General features: G+C 69.6%; 20 protein-coding genes and 1 tRNA gene. 10 read left to right on the top strand and 11 right to left on the bottom strand.

What is annotated here, in order from left to right; translation table 11 throughout:
• The first annotated feature begins 819 nt into the window (after positions 1-819).
• On the top strand, positions 820-1089 hold the full coding sequence (locus L0U85_RS18155) for a DUF2188 domain-containing protein (protein ID WP_241379168.1): 270 nt from the start codon (positions 820-822) through the stop codon (positions 1087-1089).
• Between the two features lie 17 nt (positions 1090-1106).
• On the opposite strand, the gene L0U85_RS18150 is transcribed toward L0U85_RS18155, so the two are convergent.
• Positions 1107-1179, bottom strand: a tRNA-Arg gene (locus L0U85_RS18150).
• 374 nt (positions 1180-1553) lie between these two features.
• Here L0U85_RS18150 and L0U85_RS18145 point away from each other — a divergent pair.
• Both L0U85_RS18145 and L0U85_RS18140 read left to right on the top strand, forming a co-directional pair.
• A complete protein-coding gene (locus tag L0U85_RS18145) occupies positions 1554-3923 on the top strand; it encodes a ribonucleoside-diphosphate reductase subunit alpha (RefSeq protein WP_241379167.1) in 2370 nt (789 codons plus the stop codon).
• Positions 3924-3996: 73 nt separating this feature from the next.
• The gene (locus L0U85_RS18140) at positions 3997-4992 is read left to right on the top strand and encodes a ribonucleotide-diphosphate reductase subunit beta (RefSeq protein WP_241379166.1); all 996 of its coding nucleotides are present in this window, start codon (positions 3997-3999) and stop codon (positions 4990-4992) included.
• A 78-nt stretch (positions 4993-5070) separates the two neighbouring features.
• Here L0U85_RS18140 and L0U85_RS18135 read toward each other — a convergent pair whose 3' ends face one another.
• Together L0U85_RS18135 and L0U85_RS18130 are read right to left on the bottom strand one after the other, a co-directional pair.
• Positions 5071-6957 (bottom strand): serine/threonine-protein kinase, encoded by a 1887-nt coding sequence (locus L0U85_RS18135; protein WP_241379165.1) that lies wholly within the window; start codon positions 6955-6957, stop codon positions 5071-5073.
• Between the two features lie 382 nt (positions 6958-7339).
• Positions 7340-10735 (bottom strand): adenylate/guanylate cyclase domain-containing protein, encoded by a 3396-nt coding sequence (locus L0U85_RS18130; RefSeq protein WP_241379164.1) that lies wholly within the window; start codon positions 10733-10735, stop codon positions 7340-7342.
• A 204-nt stretch (positions 10736-10939) separates the two neighbouring features.
• Here L0U85_RS18130 and L0U85_RS20885 point away from each other — a divergent pair, with 204 nt between their 5' ends.
• The gene (locus L0U85_RS20885; protein WP_277606015.1) at positions 10940-11074 is read left to right on the top strand and encodes a hypothetical protein; all 135 of its coding nucleotides are present in this window, start codon (positions 10940-10942) and stop codon (positions 11072-11074) included.
• 60 nt (positions 11075-11134) lie between these two features.
• On the opposite strand, the gene L0U85_RS18125 is transcribed toward L0U85_RS20885, so the two are convergent.
• Both L0U85_RS18125 and guaB read right to left on the bottom strand, forming a co-directional pair.
• Positions 11135-12256, bottom strand: a complete 1122-nt coding sequence (locus L0U85_RS18125) for a GuaB3 family IMP dehydrogenase-related protein (RefSeq protein ID WP_241379163.1) — start codon at positions 12254-12256, stop codon at positions 11135-11137.
• 26 nt (positions 12257-12282) lie between these two features.
• Entirely contained in the window at positions 12283-13773 is a 1491-nt protein-coding gene (gene guaB / locus L0U85_RS18120; RefSeq protein WP_241379170.1) for an IMP dehydrogenase, read from the bottom strand.
• A gap of 195 nt (positions 13774-13968) precedes the next feature.
• On the opposite strand from guaB, the gene L0U85_RS18115 reads away from it, so the two are divergent.
• A complete protein-coding gene (locus L0U85_RS18115; protein ID WP_241379162.1) occupies positions 13969-14349 on the top strand; it encodes a DUF5319 family protein in 381 nt (126 codons plus the stop codon).
• Positions 14346-15485, top strand: a complete 1140-nt coding sequence (locus L0U85_RS18110) for an amidase (protein WP_241379161.1) — start codon at positions 14346-14348, stop codon at positions 15483-15485. Before L0U85_RS18115 ends, L0U85_RS18110 begins: the two co-directional genes overlap by 4 nt.
• Here the strand turns inward: L0U85_RS18110 and L0U85_RS18105 are convergent.
• The gene (locus L0U85_RS18105) at positions 15468-16088 is read right to left on the bottom strand and encodes a response regulator transcription factor (RefSeq protein WP_347177480.1); all 621 of its coding nucleotides are present in this window, start codon (positions 16086-16088) and stop codon (positions 15468-15470) included. The two genes, L0U85_RS18110 and L0U85_RS18105, sit on opposite strands and share 18 nt — an antisense overlap.
• Positions 16089-16326: 238 nt before the next feature.
• Between L0U85_RS18105 and L0U85_RS18100 the strand changes: the two genes are divergently transcribed.
• Positions 16327-18018 (top strand): ABC-ATPase domain-containing protein, encoded by a 1692-nt coding sequence (locus tag L0U85_RS18100; protein WP_241379169.1) that lies wholly within the window; start codon positions 16327-16329, stop codon positions 18016-18018.
• A gap of 207 nt (positions 18019-18225) precedes the next feature.
• On the opposite strand, the gene groL is transcribed toward L0U85_RS18100, so the two are convergent.
• Positions 18226-19872 (bottom strand): chaperonin GroEL, encoded by a 1647-nt coding sequence (groL, locus tag L0U85_RS18095; protein WP_241379159.1) that lies wholly within the window; start codon positions 19870-19872, stop codon positions 18226-18228.
• A gap of 69 nt (positions 19873-19941) precedes the next feature.
• Positions 19942-20241: a co-chaperone GroES gene (gene groES, locus L0U85_RS18090; RefSeq protein WP_241379158.1), complete on the bottom strand. Its 300-nt coding sequence runs from the start codon at positions 20239-20241 to the stop codon at positions 19942-19944.
• Positions 20242-20468: 227 nt separating this feature from the next.
• Here groES and L0U85_RS18085 point away from each other — a divergent pair, with 227 nt between their 5' ends.
• Positions 20469-21626: a methyltransferase domain-containing protein gene (locus L0U85_RS18085; protein WP_241379157.1), complete on the top strand. Its 1158-nt coding sequence runs from the start codon at positions 20469-20471 to the stop codon at positions 21624-21626.
• Positions 21627-21655: 29 nt separating this feature from the next.
• Here L0U85_RS18085 and L0U85_RS18080 read toward each other — a convergent pair whose 3' ends face one another.
• A complete protein-coding gene (locus tag L0U85_RS18080) occupies positions 21656-22048 on the bottom strand; it encodes a RidA family protein (protein ID WP_241379156.1) in 393 nt (130 codons plus the stop codon).
• Between the two features lie 134 nt (positions 22049-22182).
• On the opposite strand from L0U85_RS18080, the gene L0U85_RS18075 reads away from it, so the two are divergent.
• Entirely contained in the window at positions 22183-22623 is a 441-nt protein-coding gene (locus L0U85_RS18075; protein WP_241379155.1) for a hypothetical protein, read from the top strand.
• On the opposite strand, the gene purE is transcribed toward L0U85_RS18075, so the two are convergent.
• Both purE and L0U85_RS18065 read right to left on the bottom strand, forming a co-directional pair.
• Entirely contained in the window at positions 22620-23138 is a 519-nt protein-coding gene (gene purE, locus L0U85_RS18070) for a 5-(carboxyamino)imidazole ribonucleotide mutase (RefSeq protein WP_241379154.1), read from the bottom strand. The genes L0U85_RS18075 and purE overlap by 4 nt on opposite strands.
• Before the next feature lie 9 nt (positions 23139-23147).
• Complete coding sequence (locus L0U85_RS18065) at positions 23148-24281, bottom strand: 5-(carboxyamino)imidazole ribonucleotide synthase (protein ID WP_241379153.1); 1134 nt, start codon at positions 24279-24281, stop codon at positions 23148-23150.
• Between the two features lie 110 nt (positions 24282-24391).
• On the opposite strand from L0U85_RS18065, the gene map reads away from it, so the two are divergent.
• Positions 24392-25168 (top strand): type I methionyl aminopeptidase, encoded by a 777-nt coding sequence (map, locus tag L0U85_RS18060; RefSeq protein WP_241379152.1) that lies wholly within the window; start codon positions 24392-24394, stop codon positions 25166-25168.
• The last annotated feature ends 289 nt before the right edge of the window (positions 25169-25457 follow it).

Below are 25457 nucleotides of genomic sequence, written 5' to 3'. Positions count from 1 at the left end.
TCCCAGATTCCAGCCGGCGCCCATGTCTTCGACGATCTGCGATGCGTTCAGCTGTGTCATGGTGTCGGCCGACGCGTGGGTCGTCCAGACGCTGGTGACCGATACGCCGACCGCCAACATGACCGCGACGAACGCGGCCCTGATCCTTCCCTTTCTTGAACTCACGAGTAGTTCCCCTTTCTAATCTTCTCTATTGCCACTGACGTTCGGAACTGGATGCCGGGAGGCCGTGCGACCCCGTCGTGGTCGGGTTGGTCCGTTCAGTCCCGTTGTCTCGGGTCAGACGGCTTGGCGGGCGAAGCGCTGGTTGGCGTTGCCGGTGTGTTCAGGCGTCTGACGGGCGTCTTTCGTCTCGCGAGGGGCATCGCAGTTCCATTCGTGAAGCTTCGGTCAAACCGAAGCGGCATTCATGTTTGTTGGATCAACTAGTAAAACTATGATCCAACAGTATATTTACAAATGTCAATGGTTTATTTCGTTGAATATCGGGGGAAATGTGTTCCAACCGCGGATGGGCGAGCCGGTGCACCTGCGAGCAGCAGCACACCGATGCCTTGCCGCCGCATGTCGAAGTGTGGCGCTCGGTCCGCGCGCACGGCGACACCAAGACGCAGAGGAGCAGGCGGACGATCGCCTTGCCGAAAATGGTTGTTGCGGCACTCCAGGAGCACCGCACGCTCGACCTCGCTTGGCGAGAGACACTGTGAAGCTCGCACGCAACGTCCGGCGGTTCTATCGGATCGTCCTCGTTAACGCCGGGCTCGAACCCGACGAGTGCTGCCCGCGCGAGAAGTTCAGCGAGCAATAGGAGGCTCAACCATGCCGAAGCCCAAGAGCCTCGAGACCTACCACGAAGGTGGACAATGGAAGAACAAGGTCATCGGCAACACCAGGGCGAGCAGCACGTCGCCGACGAAGAAGGACGCCGTGTCCAAGGGCAAGACACAGGCGAAAGACCTCGGTGCCGAGCACGTGATCGCAGGACGCCAAAGGGGGCCTACGCGAACTCGCGTAGGCCCCCCTTTTGGCTCCATCGTCACCCTGCGGTGGTCGTTCATCCTCCCGAATCGGAAGGAATTCGGCCGCTGACCTGGGTGGTGACTCTGTGCCCCCGGCAGGATTCGAACCTGCGACACCTGGTCCCGGAAACCAGTGCTCTATCCACTGAGCTACGGAGGCATGTCGCTCGACGTCTTGCCGCGCGACACTTTGTCCGCGGACGATGCTACCAGTGGCCCATGCCCGCGGCTCATCCGGTTTGGCTGTTGAGAATCACACCTTCGCCCGACGCGCTCGCTTCGCGGCCGGAGTGTCGCACGGCGGGCATAGTCTGACTGCTCGGAAACCTCCGAGCCTAGCGGACACGCTGCGAATACGCCGCTCGAAACACCCGGAATCCTCAACATGTTGGGGCAACACCACAGGGCAACCACTACATGTATGATTCCCGGTTGTCGGGTCGACTTCAGCCGCGTTCGCTTCCCACCGCGAATCGCGGCCGTTCTTCGGCTTCGCCGCTTCACGCGAATCGCACGTCACGAGGGGATGCAGAGATGACCGGGCTCGCCACCACGACATCCGCCACCGCACCAGCACAGCGGGGCAATCCGTCCGGCGGCGATGTCGCCGCATCCATCGCCGAGAAGGTCCGCACCCACGCGGTCGGACTCCCCGACGTCGACGCCGACCGCGTCGTCGCCCAGATCCAGGCCGGCATCTGGCCCGGCGCCACATTGAAGGACCTGCGCGAGCGCGCCATCGAGCTCACGTCCGCCACCGTCGCCTCCGAGCCGACCTACTCCAAGCTCGCCGCGCGCCTGCTGGCCGAGCACATCGCCGAGGAGACCGCCTCCGAAGGCGTCGTGTCGTTCACCACCTCGATCGGCGCGTGCCGCGAGAGCGGGCTGCTCTCCGAGGACCTGGTGGCCTTCGTCGCCGCCCACGGGCCCGAGCTCGACGCCGTCATCGACGAGGCCGCCGACGACCGCTTCGAGTACTTCGGGCTCCGCACGGTCTACGACCGATACCTGCTGCGCCACCCCGAGAACCGCACCGTCCTCGAGCGGCCCCAGCACTTCATGCTCCGCGTCGCGTGCGGTCTGAGCCAGTCCGTCGCCGAGGCCGCTGAACTGTACCGCCTGCTCTCCCAGCTGGCCTACCTGCCCTCCTCGCCCACGCTGTTCAACTCCGGCACCCGCCGCCCGCAGCTGTCCTCGTGCTTCCTGCTCGACTCGCCGAAAGACGAGCTGGACTCCATCTACGAGCGCTACAGCCAGGTCGCGCGGCTGTCCAAGTACGCCGGCGGCATCGGCATCGCGTGGTCGCGGGTGCGCTCGCGCGGCTCGCTCATCCGCGGCACCAACGGCCACTCGAACGGCATCGTCCCCTGGCTGCGGACGCTCGACTCCTCGGTGGCCGCGGTGAACCAGGGCGGCCGCCGCAAGGGCGCCGCCTGCGTGTACCTCGCGACGTGGCACGCCGACATCGAGGAGTTCCTGGAGCTGCGCGACAACACTGGCTCCGAGGACCGCCGCACCCACAACCTGAACCTCGCCAACTGGATCCCCGACGAGTTCATGCGCCGCGTCGAGGCCGACGCCCAGTGGTCCCTGTTCGACCCCAAGGAGGTCCCCGAGCTGGTCGACCTGTGGGGAGAGGCGTTCGACACCGCCTACCGCGAGGCCGAGGCCGCCGGCAAGGCCCGCAGGACCGTCGCCGCCCGCGAGCTGTACGGCCGCATGATGAGGACCCTGGCTCAAACGGGCAACGGCTGGATGACCTTCTCCGACACCGCGAACCGGACCTCGAACCAGACCGCGCGGCGCGAGAACGTCATCCACCTGTCGAACCTGTGCACCGAGATCCTGGAGGTCACCAATGACTCCGAGACCGCCGTGTGCAACCTCGGATCGGTGAACCTCGCCGAGCACTGCTCACCCTCCGGATTCGACTTCGACCGCCTCGAAGACACCGTCCGCACCGCCGTGAAGTTCCTCGACCGCACCATCGACCTGGGCTTCTACCCGACCGCCGAAGCCGAGAAGGCCAACCGCAAGTGGCGGCCGATCGGCCTGGGCTGCATGGGCCTGGCCGACGTGTTCTTCAAGCTCAAGCTCGCCTTCGACTCGCCCGAGGCTCTGGAGCTGTCGACGAGGATCGCCGAGCGCATCTCGATCGTCGCGTTCGAGACCTCCGCGCGGCTGGCCGACGAGCTCGGCGCCCACCCGAACTACGCCGAGACCCGCGCCGCCGAGGGCGTCCTGCACCTCGACCACTGGGCCGACGCGAAGGTCACGCTGCCCGAGCGCTGGGCGGCCGTGCGCGCCCGGATCGCCGAGACCGGGCTGCGGAACTCGCTCATGATCGCCATCGCTCCGACCGCGACGATCGCCTCCATCGCCGGCTGCGCCGAGTGCATCGAACCGGTCGTCTCCAACGTCTTCAAGCGCGAGACGCTGTCGGGAGAGTTCCTCCAGGTCAACAGGCACCTCATCATCGAGCTCAAGGAGCGCGGCCTGTGGAGCGAGTCGCTGCGCCAGGCCGTCGTGGTCGCCGAAGGCTCGATCCAGGGCATCGAGGAGATCCCCGAGGACATCCGCCTGCGCTACCGCACCGCCTGGGAGCTGCCGCAGCGCGCCCTCATCGACCTGGCTGCCGCGCGCACGCCGTTCATCGACCAGGCCCAGTCGCTCAACCTGTTCCAGGCGGCGCCGACGATCGGGAAGCTGTCCTCGATGTACCGCTACGCCTGGCAGAAGGGCCTGAAGACGACCTACTACCTGCGCAGCCGCCCGGCCACCCGGATCAACCAGACCACGGTGGGCCAGACGAAGGCCGAGACGACCGCCGAGCCGCTCCCGGTCGTGCCCGAGGACGTCGCCTGCTCGCTGGAGAATCCGGAGAGCTGCGAGGCCTGCCAGTAAGCGATTCGGCGGGGCGCCCGCGGGCGCCCCGCGTCCACATCCGATCAGAACCGATAGAGAAAGGAACGCATCGATGCTGCTCGACCCGGGCATGGACCTGACACTGCGACCGATGAAATACCCGGATTTCTACGAGCAGTACCGGGCCGCCATCAAGAACACCTGGACGGTCGAAGAGGTCGACCTCGCCTCCGACCTGGCCGACCTGGCGAAGTTCACCCCGCAGGAACAGCACCTCATCCACCGCCTCGTCGCGTTCTTCGCCACCGGCGACACGATCGTCGCGAACAACCTGGTGCTCAACCTCTACCAGCACGTCAACTCTCCCGAAGGCCGGCTGTACCTGTCGCGGCAGCTGTTCGAGGAGGCCGTCCACGTCCAGTTCTATCTGACGCTGCTCGACACCTACCTGCCCGACCCCGAGGAGCGCATCAAGGCGTTCGACGCGGTCAACAACATTCCGTCGATCAAGCGCAAGGCCGACTTCTGCTTCAAGTGGATCGACTCGGTCTTCGAGATGCAGCAGCTGGACACCGCCGCCGACCGCCGGGCGTTCCTGCTCAACCTCATCTGCTTCGCCGCCTGCATCGAGGGCCTGTTCTTCTACGGCGCCTTCGCGTACGTGTACTGGCTGCGCAGCCGCGGCCTGCTCGACGGGCTCGCCACCGGCACCAACTGGGTGTTCCGCGACGAGTCGTGCCACATGAACTTCGCGTTCAGCGTCGTCGACCAGGTCCGATCCGAGGAGCCCGAGCTGTTCGACGACGAGATGCGCGAGCAGGTGACGGCGATGCTGGAGGAGGCCGTCGAGGCCGAGCTCCAGTTCGCCGAGGACCTCATCGGCGAGGGCATGCCCGGCATGACCGTCCGCGACATGAAGTCGTACCTGGAGTACGCCGCCGACCAGCGCCTCCAGCGCCTCGGCATGCCCAAGCGCTGGGGTTCGGAGAACCCGTTCCCGTTCATGGCGCTCCAGGACGTCCAGGAGCTGACGAACTTCTTCGAGCGCAGGCCGACCGCCTACCAAGTGGCCGTGGAAGGCAAGGTCGACCTCGACGAGGAGTTCTGATCCGGGGCCGTATCGCTTCTCCCGGATACGGCCGAGGGGCCCGAGACCTGGCGGTCTCGGGCCCCTTCGACTTCGGTTCTAAGCGCCGCGGGCGAAGGTGCCGCCTTCGACGGGCTCGCCGTCGTGCGGCGTGGCGACGCACATGAACGTGCCGTCGCCGACGAGGTGGACGTCGGTCGTCCAGTCGACGGCGTCGCCGCCGATGAGCTGTTCGACCGGGCCTTCCACCCGGGACCCGTTCAGGCAGGCCTCGGCGACGGTCGGGTCGGCGACCGCGTCGGCGTACTCGGTGCCCGCGCCTTCGGGCAGCGTCCCGCTCGCGTACGCCTCCCACTGGTGCGAGCCTTTGCAGTCGGCCGGGGTGAGCTCGGTGAGCGCGCCGGTGAAGCAGGTCGGCTCCTCGACGCAGCCGACGCCGGCCTGGTCGAGCGTGCAGGCCTTGACGAACTCGTCGGCCATGGACTGCTCCTGGAGGTCGGCCGCCTCCTCGCCGCCGAACAGCCAGATCCCGCCGACGACGAGCAGACCGAGTACGACGAGCCCGGCGATCCCCATGCCGAGGATCCGGCCGATGTTGGAGTCGGAGTCGCCCTCCTGGAGGCGCCGCTCGCGGCGGGTCATGCCCGTCTCGGTCGTCGCGACCGGCACCGGCAGTCGCGAATCGGCCTGAGGTTCGGGGGCGGCGTTGCCGCCCCAGGCGCCCAGCGAATTCCACTTGTCGTCTTGGGGCGGCTCGGCCACCGGGTCGGGCGCGGGCGGCGAGTACGGGGCCGCCTGCAGCTGCTCGGGGACCGGGGCCTGGCGGCGCTTGCGGCTCGGGGCCAGGCGCAGAGTCGACGGCGCGGCGCTCGGGGCGAGCTGGACCGTCGAGGGCGAGTCGGGGACCTCGGGGTCGATCCGGGGAGGCGAGGTGTAGGCGGTGAAGGTGCCGACGCCGGCCGGCGCGGGCGAGACGGGCGCGCGCTGCGGCGGGGGCCCGTCGGTGACGCGCGGGGTGAAGCCGGTCGAGGCCTCGGGGATGCTCGCGAGGAACTCCCGGAACTCGACCGCCGTGGGCCTGCCCGCCGGGTTGTTGATGAGCGCGGTGCGCAACATCTCCAGCAGGAGCGGCGATATACCGGGGATCGCCGGGATGGGCTCGTCGAACAGGGCCGCGACGTCGTTGATGTCGAGCACGCCGTCGGTCCCGAAGCGCGGCGGCGAGCCGTTCAGCATCGTGTAGAGCGTCGCCGCCAGCGAGTAGACGTCGGCTGCCGGCCCCACCTCGCGCATCTGGAACACCTCCAGCGGAGCGTACGCGGGGGTCGCCATCGTCGAGATCGGCTCGCCCGGCTGTGGGGTCGCGAGGAGCCCGGAGAGGCCGAAGTCGGCGAGGACGGCCGCGCCGCCCTCGTCGAGAAGGATGTTCGCGGGCTTGACGTCGCGGTGGACGATCCCGACCTCGTGGGCGGCGGCGAGGGCGTCGGCGATGCGGATGCCGATCTCCAGGGTCCGCTGCGGCGGGATCGTGGTGTGGCGGTCGAGCAGGTCGGCGACGGAGCCGCGGCACCGTTCCATGACCACGTACGGGTGGGCCTGGTGGGTGAGCCCGGCCGAGAGCATCCTGACCACGCACGGGTGGTTGGAGAGGCGTCCGGCGGTCTGGACGTCGTGACGGAAGCGCTGGCGGCCGGCCTCGTCGGTGAGCGGCCTCGACTCGATCTTGACGGCGACTTCGGCGCCGTCGTCGATCCTGGTGGCGGCGAAGACGGTGGAGTAGGCGCCGCGGTCGATCTCCGAGAAGCCGGTGAGACGCTCGATGCCGTGCAGGAGCGATTCGGGGTCCGGCTCGGGATGGGCCTCGCGCCTGACGCCGCCGGTGTCGCCGCTTCTGGGGTTGGCGGCCCGGGGGTCGTAGCCGACGGGGGGTGAGAGTGGGGCGTTCGGTGAGGGGGGTGGAACGGTTGGAGCACCGTAGGACGACATGGTGTCCACTAGATACAGCCTCCATTCACGGCGATGCTTGCTAGCCGTAATTTGGCATAGGGTCGAGCCTGGGTCATGGCGGGGCGCGGGACGGCTTTCGGTGCGCTTCGCCAAGTGTCCGCTGCGTGCCTCGAGTCGTCGGACCTTCGGCCGATAACGTTACGGCAACGCGCTCCAGAACCTGTATACGCCTGGACGAAAAGACAGCCACAATTGACCGAACGGATGATATGTCGCTTCCGCAGTGCGGTATAGCCGTAGCCCATAGTGAATCCATCCCCCGTGTGACGCGCGGGAGGACGGGCTGTCCCGTGGCGATCACAGGCCCGCCCGTCCACCCGCTGCGTCCCTTCTCGCACTAGAGGCGCAATCGCCACAGACCTCAATGCTCCACGCGTCTGTGCTCATCGGCCCCGTAGGCCTCGGCCCAGGCCGTCGCGGCCGGGTCCTCGCCGAATGACTTCAACGCGGTCTGAGCCCAGTGCCTGGCCTCCTCGTGCAGGCCCTCCTCGTCGACCAGCTGCGCGTACCGCGCCACGATCGCCCGCCTCGGGTACCCGAGCGACGGCTCGTCGTAGTGCTCGACCAGTTCGGACAATCGCCGCAGCGCTTCGGCCCGGTCGCCCTTGGCGGCCTGGACCTCGGCGAGGAGCGCGACGCCGGCCGCCCGGCCCGGCTCCAGGACGTCGGCGGTGTGCTGCGCGAGCGACTTGCGGGCGGCGACCTCGGCCTGCTCCAGGTCCCCGTCGGCCAGCGCGACGCGGCCCCTGAGGTGCTGGGCGAGGCTGATGAGCAGCGGGTGCCCGGTCTGGGCGCCGAAGGACTCGGCGGCGGCCGCCAGGTCGGCGGCGTGGTCGAGAGCGCCGATCTTGAGCGCGGCCAGGGCCCGCACGTACTTGGCGAAGCCGCGGCCCCAGTCGTCGTCGATGCGGTCGAAGTCGCGGAAGGACTTGCGGGCGGCGGTGTCGGCGCCTTCGGTGTGCCCGAGCGAGACGGACGCCGCCGCGCCGGTGGCACGCAGCAGCCCGACGGCGAACACGTCGCCGCTGCGCTCCCCGATCGGGAGGAACACGTCGGACAGTCGCCGGGCTTCGGAGAAGCGGCCGGCCATGAGGAGCGCGAACGCGGAGACGCCGCGCACCCAGGCGCGCCCGACGAGGTCCATCTGGCGGGCGAAGGCCTTGGCGGCCTCGCGGAGGACGTGGTCGGCGCCGTCGAAGTCGCCGCGGGCGACCAGGACCCACGCTCGGTGCTGGAGGGCCCAGGCGACGCGTTTGTCGTCGCCGATGCCTTCGGCGGTGTCGTAGGCGTCGAGGAAGCGCAGTTCGGCCCCGGAGAGGTTCCCCGAGAGGTAGTCGAGCATGCCGATGCGGCACTGGGCGTCGCAGCGGGGCCCGGCGAGGCCCTCGCGCCGTGACAGCGCGAGCGCGGCTGACCAGGTGGCGCGGGCGCCCTCCAGCTCGCCTTTGAAGCGGTGGAGGCGGCCGCGCAGCAGCAGCAGCTGGGCGACGAGTTCGGCCTCGGACTCGGGGAAGTCGTCGCCGAACAGCTGCCCCGACGGGTGCTCGCCGTGGTCGTCGCCGGGGACGACGAGGCCGATGTCGATGGCCAGGCTCTCGATCTCGGCCTCGGCCTCGACGCTGCGGCCTAGGCGGGTGAGGGCGCGTCCGCGCAGGAGCCGGTCGTGGCCCGACAGCGGCGCGAGCCGCTCGGCGCCGCTGAGGAGGGCGACGGCCCGTTCGGGCTCGGAGGCGTCCATGGCGCGCGCGGCCTGCTTGCGGACGGCGTCGACGGCGAGCGGGAGGACGTTCCAGACCTCGTCGACCGCTTCGATCTCGACCTCGCGGGCGAGCATGACGGCCTGCTCGGCGTGGTAGACGACGAGGTCGTCGGCGCTCTGGCCTTCGAGTTCGGTGTCGGCGGCCCAGCGGGCGATCTCGGCGTGGGCGTGCGCGGCGTCGCCCTTGCCGATCGGGGCGTAGGCGGCCTGGCGCAGCAGCGGTGTCACGAAGCGGTAGCCGCCGTAGGAGCGGCGTCGCAGCATGCGCCGGTCGAGGAGCTCTTGGAGGGCGCGTTCGAACTCGCCGGGCACCTCCTTCTCCAGCAGCTGGCTCGCCTCGGGAGGGACGGCGTCGCCGAAGATCGACGCGGCCCGCAGCAGCGCGCGGGCGGCCGGGGAGAGCGCGTCGATGCGGGCGCCGAGGACTTGGGCGAGGTCGCGGGAGAGGACCTTGCCGGTCAGCGAGCCCGCGGCGAGCCGCCATTGGTCGCCCGAGTGGGTCAGCAGGTCCTGCTCGAGCAGGAGGGTGACGAGTTCGGCGAGGTAGTACGGGTTGCCCTGGGCGAAGCCGAGGAGGCGCTCCTCGTCGGGTTTCGGGAGGCGCCCGCCGCCGAGGAACTCCGAGAGGAGCCGGGCGGCGTCGGCGCCGGCCAGCGGCGGGAGCGGGTGGACCTCGGCCTCGGAGATGCGCGTCAGGACGCCCGAGGAGCGGGTGAGTTCGGGGCGGCCGTACAGCAGGACCAGGACGGGGCCGGAGATCTTCGCGAGGGCGACGCCGAGCGCGTCGATGCCGTCCGCGGAGGCGGTGTGCAGGTCGTCGATGTTGAGGACGAGGGGCCGCTGGCTCGCGAGGTGGGTGATGAGCTCGGCGACGGCTTCGGGGATCGTGTAGGCCTCGGATTGGCGTCCGGTGATGCCGCCGGGGCGGTCGGTGGCGCCGGGGCGGCCGTGGCCGAGCAGGCCGAGGAGCACTTCGACGTTGAGGCGGCATTCGCCGTGGTCGAGGTGGCCGTCTGCGATGCGCCGGATCTTGGCCTCGGCGGTGGCGCGGTCGTCGTCGAAGCGCAGGCCCGCTGCCTTGCGGACCATGTCGGCGAGGGGCCCGAAGCGGCGGCCCTCGCCGTAGGGGGCGGCACGGACGGTGAGGACGCGGGCGCTGCGGTCGGTGGCGATGGTGCGGACCTCGCGGGCGAAGCGGGTCTTGCCCATGCCGGCCTCGGCGGTGTGGATGAGGACGAGCGGCTCGCCGCGGTCGATGACGGCGTCGAGGCGGCCGGTGACGCGGCCGACCTCGGTGCCGCGGCCGATGAACGGCGCGGTGTCGCCGAGGCTGGCGCGCACCCCGGGTTCGTCTTCGAGGCCGAGGAGCTGGAACACCTCGACCGGTTCGCGCTTGCCTTTGAGTCGCACGGGGGTGAGGCGGCGCCAGGCTGCGGCGTGCTTGGTGGCGCGCATGGTCTCCTCACCGGCCCAGACGGTGCCGACGGACGCGGCGTCGCACAGGCGCGCGGCGGTGTTGACGGTGTCGCCGATGACGGTGTATTCGAGGTTGGCCTGCATCCCGGCGACGACGAGCCCGGACCGAAGCCCGATGCGCAGGCCGATGGGGAGGCCGCCGCCGGACTCGGCCTTGAGTAGGCGGCGGACGCGCTTCTGCATGACCTGGGCGGCGCGGACGGCCCGCTCGGCGTCGTCCTCGTGCGAGAGGGGGGCGCCGAAGACGGCCATGAGGCCGTCGCCGGTGAGCTTGTCGACTTGCCCGCCGAACTCGTTGACGGCGCCTACGCATTCGGCGAGGAGGCGGTCGGTGACGGAGGAGACCCGTTCGGGGTCGAGGCTCTCCGACCAGGTCGTGAAGTCGGAGAGGTCGCCGAAGAGCACGGTGACGTAGCGGCGCTCGGTCTGGGGCGCGCTGGCCTCGGGGGACAGGGGAGCCCCGCAGTTGTGGCAGTAGCGGGCACCGGGAACGGTGGGCGCGGAGCAGAACGGGCACGTCACGGCAGCACCAACACCGAAACTGGGGTGTGTTGTTCCCCACTCCTTCTGAGAATGGGAACGATCTTGGCGTTCACGTTCGCAAGGATACGTGTCCTCGCTGACAGATACCTGTGCGCCAAGGCACAATTTCCCGAGAATCGCCTCCCGTGACATCCGGTCCGACGCGGATCGGCGCCGAGCCTCAGAGGCCCGGTGGATTCCGACGTGAAAATGGTCTGGGGCTGCGCGCGGCGCATCGCCGGTTCAAGGCGCAACCGGCCGCGCTCGACCGACGAGGCACTCGCCCGGCTCGAAGCCTCGGGACCGATCGAATCGATGGCGATGCTCCGGGCCGGCTGAGCCGAAGAGCAAGCGTGGCGCCCGCCGGTCGGCGGACGCCACGCTTCAAGTGGTCAATGTTCAGGTCGTGACCAGGCCGGCCTTCTGGAATTCCTTGACCGTGGTGTAACCGGTCTTGGCCATGGCCCGGCGCAGGCCCCCGAAGAGGTTCTGGCTGCCGTCCGAGGAGTTCGACGGGCCGTACAGCACCGCCTCCAGGTCCGGGACCTCGACGTCGCCCGCATCGCCCTGGCGGAACCGGCCGCGCGGCAGCTTCGGGTGCGAGGCCGCCGAGTGCCACCAGGCGCCCGCCGCCGGGGACTCGGCGGCGTCCGCGAGGATCGAGCCGAGCATGACCGCGTCCGCTCCGCAGGCGATCGCCTTCGCGATCGAACCGGAGTCGGTGATCTCCCCGTCGGCGATCAAGTGGACGTAGCGCCCCCCGGTCTCGTCCAGGTAGTCCCGGCGAGCAGCGGCCGCCTCGACGACCGCCGAGGCCATCGGCACGTCGATGCCGAGCACCGTGTCCGTGGTCGACCAGTCGTCCGAGCCGACGCCGACGATGACGCCCGCCGCGCCGGTGCGCATCAGGTGCATCGCCGTCTTGTAGTTCGTGGCCCCGCCGACCACGACCGGCACGTCGAGATCCGCGATGAACTGCTTCAGGTTGAGGACGTCGCCGTTCGAGGAGACGTGCTCGGCCGAGACGATCGTGCCCTGGATGACCAGCAGGTCCACCCCGGCCTCGACCGCGACCGGCGCGAGCTCCTGGGTATGCTGCGGACTCACCCGCACGGCGGTGGTGACGCCGCCGGCGCGGATCTCGGCGATCCGCTCGGCGATGAGCTCGGGCTTCACCGGCTCGGCGTACATCTCCTGGAGCCGCTCGATCGCCGTCCCGGCGGGCGTCTCCTCAAGCTCCTTGAGCAGCGACGTCGGGTCGACGTAGCGGCACCACAGGCCCTCGGCGTTGAGCACGCCCAGACCTCCGAGGCGCCCCATCTCGAGGACCGAGGCCGGGCTCATCGTCGCGTCCGACGGGTGCCCGACTGCCGGGATCTCGAACCGGTAGGCATCCATCTGCCACTCGGTGGAGACGTCGTCGATGTCTCGGGTGCGGCGGCTCGGCACGAGCGCCACTTCGGACAGCCGCCAGCCTCGCGACACGATCTTGCCGGGGCCGATCTCGACCAATTCCCGCACAGGTCCTCCTCCTACCGAGTTCCCGACTACCGAGTGTGGTAGTTGGGCGCTTCGACGGTCATCTGAATGTCGTGCGGGTGGCTCTCCTTGAGGCCCGCAGCGGTGATCCTCACCAGACGCCCGCGCTCATGCATCGCCTCGATGGTACCGGCACCGGTGTAGCCCATCGCGATGCGCAGACCACCGACCAGCTGGTAGACCACCTGTGCGAGAGTCCCTCGATAGGGCACCTGGCCCTCGACGCCCTCGGGCACGAGCTTGTCGTTCGTGTCGACCGAGTCCTGGAAGTAGCGGTCCTTGGAATAGGACTTCGCCTGTCCCCTGGTCTGCATCGCACCGAGCGAGCCCATGCCGCGGTAGGACTTGAACTGCTTGCCGTTCATGTAGATCAGCTCGCCGGGGCTCTCGGCGCAGCCGGCGAACAGCTGCCCCATCATGACCGTCGAAGCGCCGGCGACGATGGCCTTGGCGATGTCGCCGGAGTACTGGATGCCGCCGTCGGCGATGACCGGGACGCCCCGCTCGCGCGCGACGCGGACGGTGTCCATGATCGCCGAGACCTGCGGCGCGCCGACACCGGCGACGACCCGGGTGGTGCAGATGGCACCGGGGCCCACGCCGACCTTGACGCCGTCGACGCCGGCGTCGATGAGCGCGGCGGCGGCCTCGGCTGTGACGATGTTGCCGCCGATGATGTCGACCCGGTCGCCGAAGTCCTTGGACACCGAGGCGATCATGTCGATGACACCGCGCGAGTGGCCGTGCGAGGAGTCGATGACGAGGAGGTCGACACCGGCCTCGACGAGCTGCCCGGCTCGGACGTACTGGTCCTCGCCGACGCCGATCGCGGCGCCGACGCGCAGGCGACCGGAGTCGTCCTTGGTCGAGTTCGGGAACTCCTCGCGCTTGGCGAAGTCCTTGACGGTGATCAGGCCGCGCAGGTGCCCGGACTCGTCGACGATCGGGAGCTTCTCGATTTTATTCCGCTTGAGCAGTTCGAGGGCCTCCTCGCTGGAGACGCCCTCTTTCGCGGTCACCAGGTTGCGGGAGGTCATGACGTCGGCGACCTGTACCGACTGGTCGGACTCGAACCGCATGTCGCGGTTCGTCACGATGCCGACCAGCAGGCCCTCGTCGTCGACGACGGGCAGGCCGGAGATGCGGTAGCGCCCGCACAGCTTGTCGACCTGTTCGAGCGTGTCGGCGGGCGAGCAGGTGACCGGGTCGGCCACCATGCCGGACTCGGACCGCTTGACGAGGTCGACCTGCTGGGCCTGCTCCTCGGCGGACATGTTGCGGTGGAGAATGCCCAGGCCGCCGAGGCGGGCCATGGCGATGGCCGTGCGGGCTTCGGTGACGGTGTCCATCGGCGCGGTCAGCAACGGGACCGCGAGCCTGATGTTGCGCGTGATGTTCGAGGACGTGTCGACCTCTGCGGGAACCACTTCCGATTCACCGGGCAGCAGCAGCACGTCGTCGTATGTCAGGCCGAGGGGGATCCCGCCGGTCGCGCCCATCGGCACCGTGGTGCCTCCGACGCGGACCCCGGACAGTCCCTCGGCTCCTTGAATCCCAAAATCCCCTGAGAACGCCATGGACCAATGGTAGTGGGGTTACCTGCGTCTCTTGGAGTCGCACGCGGCGCTCAGAGGTGTGATTCGCGGCGAACGCCGAGGGGTGGTGAACAGGCGTTCGGGCGATAGGCTGGGGGGGTGCATGAGGAGCCTCGCGACCCGTTCGCCGACGATCCCGACCACACGGACGCGTCCATGCTGTTCGAGCCCGAGTTGGACGACGCGGACCGCGCCGACCTCTTGGAGGACCTCCACGAACTCGAACTGTTCGAGAAGGTGCTGCAGCCGCTCGGCCTCCGCGGCGTGGTCGTCGACTGCGCCGACTGCGACGAACCCCACTACTTCACCTGGGGCCTGCTGATGTCGAACCTGCGCGGACTGCTGAAGGAGAACAGCGCCCAAGTCCACGAGCCGGCCTACGATCCCGACCCGACTCACTACGTGACCTGGGACTACGCCCGCGGTTTCTCGGACTGCTGGATCAGGACGCACGGCGGCGCCGAAGGCGCCGGCCGATGACCGATCCGTTCGTCACCTGGATTCCGCAGGAGGAGCCCGACGTCGTCCCGACCGGGCCGCTGGCCGGGCTGCGACTCGCCGTCAAGGACCTGTTCGACGTGGCCGGGATGCCGACCGGCGCCGGCAATCCGCGCTGGCTGGAGACGCACGACGTCCCGGACGCCGACGCCGCGGCGGTCGCGCGGCTGCGCGCGGCCGGGGCGGGCCTGGTCGGCAAGACCATCACCGACGAGCTGGCGTGGAGCCTGAACGGCACCAACGCCCACTACGGCACACCCGACAACCCGGCCGCGCCCGGGCGCATGCCGGGCGGTTCGTCGTCGGGTTCGGCCTCGGCGGTCGCGCTCGGCCTGGCCGACATCGGACTCGGCACCGACACCGGCGGTTCCATTCGCGTGCCGGCCTCCTACTGCGGCCTGTTCGGGCTGCGGCCCACCCACGGGCGGGTGCCGCTCGACGGGGTCGTGCCGCTCTCGGCCTCGTTCGACACCGCCGGCGTGCTCACCCGCGACGCGGCGACGCTGCGCAAGGCCTCCGAGGTCCTGCTCGGCTCACGGCGCGGCCCGCGAGCGGTCACGAAGCTCCTCGTCCCCCGAGACATATGGAACGCGACGAACGAGGACACGCGCTCGGCGCTCATGCCCGCCGTCGAGCGCTTCGGGCTCGCCGTCGACCGCACGCCCCTGTTCGAGGACGTTGGTGAGCTGGAGGCCGCCCGCGTCACCTACGCGACCATCCAGGCGTTCGAGGCGTGGCGGACGCACAGGGAGTGGATCGAGGAGGCCTCCCCCGAGTTCGGGCCCGGCGTCGCGGCGCGCTTCGCCGCGGCCGCGAAGCTGACCGAAGGCGACGTCGAACGAGCGGCCCGCCACCGCCGACGGGTAGCCGATCTGCTGGGGGACCGGCTCGGGGACGGCGTCGCGCTCGCGGTTCCCGCCGCGCCGAGTCCCGCCCCGAAACTCGACGATCAGCCCGACCGCGAAGCCGTCGTGCGCCTGACGTGCATGGCCGGCCTGTCCGGCGCTCCTGCCGTCGCCCTGCCGGTGGGCGACGTCGCGGGATTGCCGGTCGGTCTGCAGCTCGTCGCCGCTCCGGGCGGTGACGAGGATCTTCTGGCGCTAGCAGACCAGGCCTGAGCGGAAGGCCTCCGCGACGGCATGGGCCCGGTCGCGCGCGCCGAGCTTGCGGAACATGCGCCTGGCGTGCGTCTTGACCGTGTCCTCCGAGACGAACAGGTCCCTGCCGATCTCGGCGTTCGACTTCCCCTCGCTCATCCCCCGCAGCACCTGGAGCTCGCGCTCGGTCAGCTTCATGCCCTGGAGCGTCGATCGCTGCCTCGGCACGGCCTCGGTGACGCGCACGAGGGTGGGCGAGGCGAACATGATCGCCTGAGCGAGCGCGACGAGCAGGTCGTCGGAGCTGTTGGTGGGCGTGCGGATGACACCCCGAGCGCCGGCGGCGACGACCATCGCGGCGGTGCGGGGGTCGGCGGCTCCCGAAAGGAGGACACCGGTCCGGGGGGACCGGGCTCGGACTGTCTTGGTGAACTTGACGGGATCGGGTGCGGCGAGCCCGACGTCGACGAGGACGACGTCGACCTGGCGCCTGCCGAGCTCGACGAAGAGCTCGGTGGCGCCCTCGACGGTCTTGACCGCCTGCGCCAGTCCCATTCGGGTCGCGCAAGCCGAGATCTTCTGCCCCGCTTGAGGAGTCTTAACACAAACCAGTACGGTTCTCACGTTGTTCTACCTTTCACTGCGGAAGGCCGAGCGTGTCCCTCAGATGGAGAACGCAGCTCTCCCACCGCTATGACGCGACTTGGCGCAGATATTTCGAGTGACTTTTCGAGGTTCCCGGGATGAGGTGTGGTCGCATACGGTTCGGGCTCGGTTCCACGACGCCCTCGCCTCCCGGTGCGAGACTGAGTGCATGACACAGCGAAGAGGCGGACAGCGGCACCGCAGGGCCGAGTCCCGAATGATTGATGATCATGGTTCATATCCACCTCGCCATGACCTGTCTAACGAACTAACGGGCCTCGAGGGTGCGAGTTACGGCCGATATAAATCGTTGCGTGGCAAATGGTGGACAACCGATGCGGTGCTGGACATCGTAAAAGTGCAGTCCGACCCGTTCGCCCCGCCGAGCCGGGTCGAACTGGCCTTCGATCCCGAGCAGGCCGATCTCGAACCGGAATGGTTCGCCACGGCGGCGCGCCGCCGCGCGGTCGCGGTCATGCTCGCGAAGCGGCTCCGCAAGGCGTGCAGAACGAAAGACCTGCGCATCGACGCGGGCGGGCAGGAGGTCCTGCGCCGGTCCTCATGCGAGGTCGGCGCCGACGGCTCGGTGGTGTTCCGACTCGGCGCGCAGTTTCCCGGGCGCGGCAGGCGCATCGACGGGCGCGCGGCGGCCAGGCTGCTGTGCGAGACGCTGCCCGACGTCGCCGACGAGGCGCTGAGCGTCTCCGACGACGAGGCGGGCCTGTGGGTGCGAAGCGCCGACGACACCGAGGCGCTCCGCGCGGCGGTGGCCGAACGGGGTCTGGTGGCCTTCGTCGCCGACGGCTCGGTCCTGCCGAGGCGCTCGGGGGTCGACGATCGGCCCATGTCCGGCGGCGTGCCGTTCACCAGCCCGGAGTCGACGGCGGTCAGCATCGACCTCCCGCACGCCGGTCCGGTGCGCGGCATGGGGATCGAGCCCGGCGTGACCTTGATCGTCGGCGGCGGCTTCCACGGCAAGTCGACGCTCCTGCGCGCCTTGGAGGCCGGAGTGTGGGACCACGTCCCCGGCGACGGTCGGGAACTGGTCGTCGCCGCCCTCTCGGCGGTGAAGATCCGCGCCGAGGACGGGCGCGCGACCACCGGCGTCGACGTCCACGCCTTCGTGGACCACCTGCCGTCGGGGGACGACACGCGGCACTTCACGACGGAGAACGCCTCCGGTTCGACCTCGCAGGCCGCCGCGATCGTCGAAGCGCTCGAAGCGGGTTCGCGGCTGCTGCTCATCGACGAGGACACCGCGGCGACGAACCTGATGATCCGCGACGCGCGCATGCAGGAGCTGGTCGCGAAGGAGCGCGAGCCGCTGACGCCGCTGGTGGACCTGATCCGGTCGATGGCAGACGACCATGGTGTGAGCACAGTGCTCGTCATGGGCGGCTCGGGCGACTACATGGACGTCGCCGACCGCGTCGTGATGATGGACTCCTACCGGCCCCAGGACGTGACCGCGCGGGCGAAGGCCTTGGCCGCCAGGCCGACCGGGCGCGTCGCCGAGGCCGACGCGTTCACCATGCCGAGGCCGCGCGTGGTGGACCCGCGATCGGTGTCCTCGGCGTTCAGGGGCAAGCAGAAGATCCGCGCGGGCGGGACCGACTCGCTCCGGTTCGGCGCCTCGGACGTGGACGTCCGCGCGGTCGAGCAGATCACCGACCAGTCCATGACCGCCGGGATCGGACTCGCCGTCGAAGCGGCCCTGCGCCGCGGTTGGATCGACGGGCAGGCCACCGTGTCCGAAGCGATGGACCGGATGGACGCGGCGCTCGAAGACGACGGGATCGCGGAACTGCTCAAGATCAGGAATGTCGATCTGGCTGTTCCGCGGCGCCACGAAGTGGCGGCGACGCTGAATCGCATGCGGGAGCTGCATGTTCGCCAGTACGGGGAATGAGGAGCGGTGAAGCGCGCCGCTCCGCTGGTTGAAGAGGGGACGAAAAGTGCCTTCGCGGCTCCGATCCCCAAAGGCCGCGAAGGCACTTGAACTCTATCGGTTTCCCGACAGCCACGCGAGTAAGTGTCGGGATATTGACACTAGGGGGTCCGGAAACGCAGAAGGGCCGTCGAAAAAATCGACGGCCCTCGATACGCGGAGTACGGACTAGAAACCCGGTCCGTGCTGGTGGGAGTGCCCGTGGCCGTGCGAGTGGCCGTGGCCGTGCTCGTCCTCTTCCTCCTCGGGCTTCTCGACGATCGTCACCTCGGTCGTCAGCAGCATGCCCACGATCGAACCGGCGTTGAGCAGCGCGTTGCGCGTGACCTTCACCGGGTCGATGATGCCGGCCGCGACGAGGTCCTCGTACTCGCCGGTGAGGGCGTTCCAGCCCTCGCGCGGGCCCTTGGACTCGACGTGGTCGACGATGACATCGCCGCGGGCGCCCGCGTTGACCGCGATGCGGCGCAGCGGCTCCGAGAGCGACTCGGCGACGATCTTGATGCCCACGCGGGCCTCGGGGTCGTCGAGCTCGACCTTCTCCAGCGCCGAGGCGGCGTGGACGAGGGCCGCGCCGCCGCCGGCGACGATGCCCTCCTCGACCGCGGCCTTGGTCGCCGAGACGGCGTCCTCGATGCGGTGCTTGCGCTCCTTGGCCTCCACCTCGGTGGCCGCGCCGACCTGGATGACGGCGACGCCGCCGGAGAGCTTCGCGAGGCGCTCTTCGAGCTTCTCGCGGTCCCAGGAGGAGTCGGTCTGCTCGGCCTGCTTCTTGATCTGCGCGATCCGGGCGTCGACCTCCTCGCGGGCGCCGGCGCCGTCGACGATCGTCGTGGCGTCCTTGGTGACCGTCACGCGACGGGCCGAGCCCAGGTGCGACAGGTCCGCGGCCTTCAGGTCGAGTCCGATCTCCGAGGAGATCACCTCGCCGCCGGTCAGCGCCGCGATGTCGCCCAGGATCGCCTTGCGGCGGTCGCCGAACGCCGGGGCCTTGACCGCGCACACCTTCAGGGTGCCGCGAAGGGCGTTCACCGTGAGCGTGGCGAGTGCCTGGCCCTCGACGTCCTCGGCGATGATCAGGAGCGGCTTGGAGGCCTCGATGACCTTCTCCAGCACCGGCAGCAGGTCCTCGATCGAGGAGACCTTGCTGTTGGCGATGAGGATGTAGGGGTCTTCGAAGACCGTCTGGCGCGACTCCTGGTCGTTGATGAAGTTCGGCGAGACGAAGCCCTTGTCGAACTGCATGCCCTCGGTCACCTCGAGCACGGTCTCCAGGCCGGAGCCGTCCTCGATCGAGATGACGCCGTCGACGCCGACCGTGTCCATGGCCTTGGCGATCAGCTCGCCGATCTCCGGGTCCTGCGCCGAGATCGCCGCGACCTGCGCGATGCTCTCGTGGCCGGAGATCTCGACGGCCTGGCCGAGCAGCTCGTCGGAGACCGCGTTCGCCGCCGCCTCGATGCCCTTGCGGATGGCCACGGGGTTGCCCCCGGCGGTGATCGCCTTGATGCCGGCCCGGCTCATCTTCTGAGCCAGGACCGTGGCGGTGGTGGTGCCGTCGCCGGCGACGTCGTTGGTCTTGGTGGCGACCTCCTTGACCAACTGCGCGCCGAGATTGGCGTACGGATCGGCCAGCTCGATCTCTTTTGCGATGGTGACGCCGTCGTTGGTGATGATCGGAGCGCCGAAGGAGCGCTCGAGGACCACGTTGCGGCCCTTCGGGCCCAGCGTGACCTTGACGGTGTCGGCGAGCTCGTCGATGCCGCGCAGCAGTTCGCCGCGCGCGTCCTCGGCGAAGTTCAGAATCTTCGACATGGAATTCCCTTCCTCAATCGAGCGGAAAACACGAAAGGGCCCCTAACCGATGAGGGGCCCCGAGCGTCGCTACTGCTCGACGACGGCGAGAACGTCGCGGGACGACAGGACGAGGTACTCCTCGCCGGCGTACTTGATCTCGGTGCCGCCGTACTTGGAGTAGATGACCACGTCGCCGACGTTGACGTCGACGGGGATCCGCTTGCCCTTGTCGTCGAAGGTGCCCGGGCCGACGGCCAGGACGGTGCCCTCCTGGGGCTTCTCCTTGGCCGTGTCGGGGATGACGATGCCGGAAGCGGTGGTGGTCTCAGCCTCGTTGGCCTGGACGACGATGCGGTCGCCCAGCGGCCGGATAGCAGCCTTGCTCACTTGGTCTTCTCCTCATGTGTCAGTTGCGGTGAACCGCCACGACAGCGCGGGTCTCGTCGTCGCGGGTGCCGAGGCACCGGCCCGTGGCTGGCGCTCTCGCGTCGAGAGTGCCAAGCTGATTCTAACGCTTAGCAATCTCGGGCTGCGAGTGCTAAGGCAAAGGTTAGTTCGTGCAGGTGGGGACGTCAATGCCGGGGTCGGTGAAGTCATAAGGAATCATTGCTCTCGTGGATACCAGCCTGCTCGAAGCATTGCGGACCGACCCCGAACTGCAACGGCGCGCGGCCGCGGCACTGAAGGAGTACGGGGGCCGGGCGGCGCTGCGACTGCGCAAGGACGGGACCGACCCGGAGCTGGCCGCGGCGGCGCTGACACTGGCGGATCTGCGGCGGCAGGCTGAGGCGAAGTTCGGGGAGCGCGCCGGGAGCCTCTACTTCACGAGGCCGGGGCTGGAGCAGGCGACGCGCTGGCCGGTGGCGGCGAGACGCGCGGCCAGATTCGCTGAGCACGTCGACCGGGTGACGGACCTGTGCTGCGGGATCGGTACGGACGCGCTGGCGTTCGCCGAGGCGGGCATGGAAGTCGAGGCGGTGGACGCGAACGAGGAGACCGCCGCGGTGGCGAGGGCGAACGCGGAGGCGCTGGGCCTGGACGTCGAGGTGGTCGTGGGCGACGCATTGGCGGCCGGGCTCGGCGAGGCGGTCTTCGCGGACCCTGCGAGAAGGGGCGGATCGACCAGGTCGTTCAACCCGGCGGAGTACTCGCCGCCGCTGGACAGGCTGCTGGACCGTCTGGAGGGGATCCGATTCGCGGCGGTGAAGCTGGGGCCGGGGATCCGGCACGAGTGGGTCGACCGGGAGGGCGCCGAAGCCGAGTGGGTGTCGGTCGACCGCGACGTGGTCGAGGCGTGCCTGTGGCTGGGCGAGGCCGCGGAGGTGCGGCGCAGGGCCAGCGTGTGCAAGGAGGGCGAGTGGCACGAGCTGACCGGGGACGGCGACCGCCGGGCGGCGACCGGTGAGGTGGCGTCGTATCTGTACGAGCCGGACGGCGCGGTGATCAGGGCGGGCCTGGTGGCCGAGCTGGCCCGGGAGCTGGAGGCGCACACAGGTCACAAGGACATCGCCTACCTCTACACCGACGGCCTCCGGCAGACCCCGTTCGCAAGAGCGTGGAAGGTGAGGGAGGTCTGGCCCCTGCATCCGAGGAAACTCCGAGCGCTCCTGGCGGAACGCGGCATCGGCAGGCTCACGATCAAGCAGCGGGGAACGGGCATAGTCCCCGCGGATCTGCGAAAGCAACTGAAGCTGAAGGGGCCCGAAGAGGCGACGCTGGTGGCGACCCGCCTGGGAGACCGTCACGCGGCGATCCTCTGCGAAGAAGCCTAGGCGGACGGAGAGCGCTGATCCACTGGCCTTCATGCCGGGAGGCGGGCGGTGAGGTCCAGTTCCACGAGTTGGTGCCGGTAGCCGAGGGCCGCGACGCCCACCACCGTGCTCGCGGCCTTGAAGGCCGGTCCCAGGCCCGTATGTTCGGCGAAGCGGTGCCAGGCGTCGCCCACCACCTTGCTGTCGGCGCTCACCACGTAGACCACCGAGCGGACCACGTCCTCCGGCCTCGCACCGACCGACGCAAGCGCGACCATCGCGTTCGCGGCCACCTGGTCGATCTGGCGGGCCAGGTCGCCCGCGCCCACCACGCGTTCATCCGCGTCGAGGGGGCACTGCCCGGCCAGGTAGGCGATCCTTCCCGGCTCGGCGATCGTCACGTGCTCGTATCCGGCGGTGGGGTGCGGTTTCTCGGCTGACATGGTTTGAGGGTATCGATGGCCCGGCGGCGCCAACGGATTCGGGCCGTGGCCCGGCTTCGCCGAATATTCTTGACGGTGTCAAGATCGGGCGCTAGATTTGATTGACACTGTCAAGATCTAGGGAGACACCTCTCATGGCGCCACTCATCGCGCTCCTCTTCGGGACCGCCGCCGCCCGGCTCGCCGGGCACCTCGGCGTCGAGCACCTCGACGCCTGGCCGACCTCGGTCGGCGCCGGAGTCGCGGCGATGTTCCTCCTGACCGGGACCGTCCACTTCATACCGAGCTTCCGCTCCTGGATGATCGCCATGGTGCCGCCCCGGCTGCCCGCTCCGGCACTGCTCGTCACGGCCACCGGCGTACTCGAACTGGCGGGGGCGGTCGGCGTCCTCATCCCGGCCACCGCCACGGCCGCCGGTATCTGCCTCGCACTGCTGCTGGTCGCGATGTTCCCCGCGAACGTCCACGCCGCCCGCGGCAACGTCCTCATACGAGGCGAGCCGGCCACGCCGCTGCCGCGGCGCACGGCCGAGCAAGCGCTCTACATCGCCGCCGCGCTCGTCGCGGCGCTCTAGCGCTCGGGGTGGGCCAGCTTGTAGCGCAAATTCGCGTCCTTTTCAGACACCATCCGCTCCAGGTCCACCTGGAAGTTCGACATCTTCTCCCGCAGCGCCTCATCGCTCGCGGCCAGGATGCGGACGGCCAGCAGGCCCGCGTTCCTCGCGCCGCCGATCGAGACGGTCGCGACCGGCACCCCCGCCGGCATCTGCACGACCGACAAGAGCGAGTCCATTCCATCGAGGTGCTTCAGCGGCACCGGCACCCCGATCACCGGCAGCGGCGTCGCCGACGCGACCATCCCCGGCAGGTGCGCGGCGCCGCCCGCGCCCGCGATGATCGCCTGAAGGCCCCTCGAGGCCGCCGAGTCCGCGTACGCGAGCATCCCGTGCGGCGTCCGGTGCGCCGACACCACCCGCACCTCGTAGGAGATCCCGAACTCGTCGAGGGCCACCGTCGCGGGCTCCATAGTCGGCCAATCGGAGTCGGAGCCCATGATCACGCCGACGCGGGCATGTACTTGCTCAGCCATGTCCACAGCCTACTTTCCCTCGGTGAGCCATTTCGCGGCTCGCATCGCGCGCTTTCGCAACTGCTCGGCGTCGTCGCCGCACACCGTCACGTGCCCGATCTTGCGGCCGGGCCGCACCGCCTTGCCGTACAGGTGGAGGTGCGCGCCCGGGTCGTCGGCCATGAGGTGCTGGACCCGCTCGTCCAGGCGCGGGCCACCGGGCTCGCCGCCGAGGACGTTGGCCATCACCGTCACCGGCGCCGCGAGCGCGGTCGAGCCGAGCGGGTAGTCCAGGACCGCCCGCAGATGCTGCTCGAACTGCGAAGTCTCGGCGCCCTCGATGCTCCAGTGCCCGGAGTTGTGGGCGCGCATCGCCAGCTCGTTCACGAACAGGCCCTTCGAGGTCTGGAACAACTCGACGGCGAGCATCCCGCACACGCCGAGCTCCTCGGCGACGGTGCGGGCGATGCGGGCCGCCTCGTCGGCCGTCGCCGCGTCCAGGTTCTGCGCCGGGGCGACCACCTCGGTGCAGATGCCGCCGCGCTGCACGGTCTCCACGACCGGGTAGACCGCCGTCTCGCCCCTCGGCGAGCGCGCCACCTGCACGGCCAGCTCCCGCTGAAGCGCCATGCGCTCCTCGGCGATGAGCCGAATGCCGGAGGCGAGGACCGCCTGGGCGTCGCCGGGCGTTTCGATCATCCACACGCCCTTGCCGTCATAGCCGCCGGTCGCGGCCTTGAGCACGCACGGCAGCCCGAACGCCTCGACGTCGGAGATCGAGTCCACCGGCGCCCAGCGCGGCTGCGGGAGCCCGAGCTCGCCGATCCGGACGCGCATCGCATGCTTGTCCTGGGCGAACACGAGCGCTTCGGGGCGCGGCTGGACCTCGACGCCCTCGGCGACGAGGGCGCGCAGCACCTCCTGCGGGACGTGCTCGTGGTCGAAGGTGACCACGGTCGTGTCCGACGCGAAGGCGCGCAGATCGTCGAGGTCGCGGTGGTCGCCGATCTGGACGTTCGCGGCGACTGCGGCGGCGCTCTCGGCAGGATCGGCGGCGAGAACCTTCAGGCTCTGGCCCAGGGCGATCGCCGCCTGGTGGGTCATGCGGGCGAGCTGCCCCGCGCCGATCACGCCTACGGTCGGAAGTTGAGTCGCGGCATCCACGGCCAGAGCCTAACCCGGCCGCCGACTGCGGCCGGAGCGTTCGACGCGGCGCGTGACCTGCATCCTTGAGGGATCATCCGATCCGTTGCCGCATCCGATAGATTCGGTGCGTGATCGAGTACTACTCTCCCGCCGAGATCGAGCGGATGCGGCCCGCCGGGCGCTTCGTCGCCGAGACCCTCACCGAGCTCGCCGACGTCGCCGACGTCGGCGTCAACCTGCTCGACCTGGACGCGCTGGCCGCCCGCCGCATCAAGGAGGCGGGCGGAACCTCCTGCTACGTCGACTACCACCCCTCGTTCGGCGGCAGCCCGTTCGGGAAGGTGCTCTGCACCTCCGTCAACGACGCGGTCCTCCACGGCCTCCCGTACAACTACAAGCTGCGAGACGGGGACCTGCTCTGCCTCGACTTCGCCGTCAGCGTGAACGGCTGGGTGGCCGACTCGGCGGTGAGCGTCGTCGTCGGCACGCCCCGCGACGAGGACCTCAAGCTCATCGACACCGCCGCCCGCGCCCTGGATGCGGGGATCGCTGCGGCGACGCCCGACCACAAGCTCGGGGACGTCTCGGCGGCGATCGCCGAAGTGGCACGCGGCGAGGGCTTGGCCATCAACACGCAGTTCGGCGGCCACGGCGTCGGCCGCGAGATGCATGCCGATCCGCAGGTGCCCAACGACGGCCGGCCAGGTCGCGGCCTGCGGCTCAAGCCGGGCCTGGTCATCGCGATCGAGCCGTGGTTCCTGCACACCACTGACGAGATCCGCTACGACCCGGACGGCTGGACGCTGCGCAGCGCCGACGGTTCGCGGGGCGCCCACATGGAGCACACGATCGCGGTCACCGAAGGCGAGCCGATCGTCCTGACCGACCGCTCCGGCCTGGCCTGAGTTGGGAACAACGCACTCCGATGGCTGAGCCGGGCTGATGCGGAGGAAGTGCCTCTGTAGTTGGCGCGGTGTGGTGGTGCGCGTGTGGAGGCCGGAAATGGCCCCTGTTGGGGGGCGGCGTCTTTCTCGTGGGTGGCCGATCTGCGCCAAGGGCGGCGGCGACGAAGGCGTGAGTGGATGGGCGGGCCTGGTCTCGGGCCGCCTGGCCGAATGAAGTCGGGCGAGACTTCCTCGTGTTGTGTTGCGCTGCAGGCGGTCCGGGCCCCGAACATGAGGGGTTTCTCCCCCT

The sequence above is a fragment of the Glycomyces sp. L485 genome (genome assembly GCF_022548875.1).
GTDB lineage: Bacteria > Actinomycetota > Actinomycetes > Mycobacteriales > Micromonosporaceae > Glycomyces.
The sequence above is the reverse complement of the archived record's forward strand: the minus strand, read 5'-3'. Positions and strand labels throughout refer to the sequence as shown.

What these genes read in the sequence shown, in the direction of transcription:
- L0U85_RS18155 (WP_241379168.1), top strand. Translation starts at nt 820, where the DNA reads ATGCCGAAGCCCAAGAGCCTCGAGACCTACCACGAAGGTGGACAATGG.
- L0U85_RS18145 (WP_241379167.1), top strand. Translation starts at nt 1,554, where the DNA reads ATGACCGGGCTCGCCACCACGACATCCGCCACCGCACCAGCACAGCGG.
- L0U85_RS18140 (WP_241379166.1), top strand. Translation starts at nt 3,997, where the DNA reads ATGCTGCTCGACCCGGGCATGGACCTGACACTGCGACCGATGAAATAC.
- L0U85_RS18135 (WP_241379165.1), bottom strand. Translation starts at nt 6,957, where the DNA reads ATGTCGTCCTACGGTGCTCCAACCGTTCCACCCCCCTCACCGAACGCC.
- guaB (WP_241379170.1), bottom strand. Translation starts at nt 13,773, where the DNA reads ATGGGCGCGACCGGCGGGATCCCCCTCGGCCTGACATACGACGACGTG.
- L0U85_RS18110 (WP_241379161.1), top strand. Translation starts at nt 14,346, where the DNA reads ATGACCGATCCGTTCGTCACCTGGATTCCGCAGGAGGAGCCCGACGTC.
- L0U85_RS18100 (WP_241379169.1), top strand. Translation starts at nt 16,327, where the DNA reads ATGATTGATGATCATGGTTCATATCCACCTCGCCATGACCTGTCTAAC.
- groL (WP_241379159.1), bottom strand. Translation starts at nt 19,872, where the DNA reads ATGTCGAAGATTCTGAACTTCGCCGAGGACGCGCGCGGCGAACTGCTG.
- L0U85_RS18080 (WP_241379156.1), bottom strand. Translation starts at nt 22,048, where the DNA reads ATGTCAGCCGAGAAACCGCACCCCACCGCCGGATACGAGCACGTGACG.
- L0U85_RS18075 (WP_241379155.1), top strand. Translation starts at nt 22,183, where the DNA reads ATGGCGCCACTCATCGCGCTCCTCTTCGGGACCGCCGCCGCCCGGCTC.
- purE (WP_241379154.1), bottom strand. Translation starts at nt 23,138, where the DNA reads ATGGCTGAGCAAGTACATGCCCGCGTCGGCGTGATCATGGGCTCCGAC.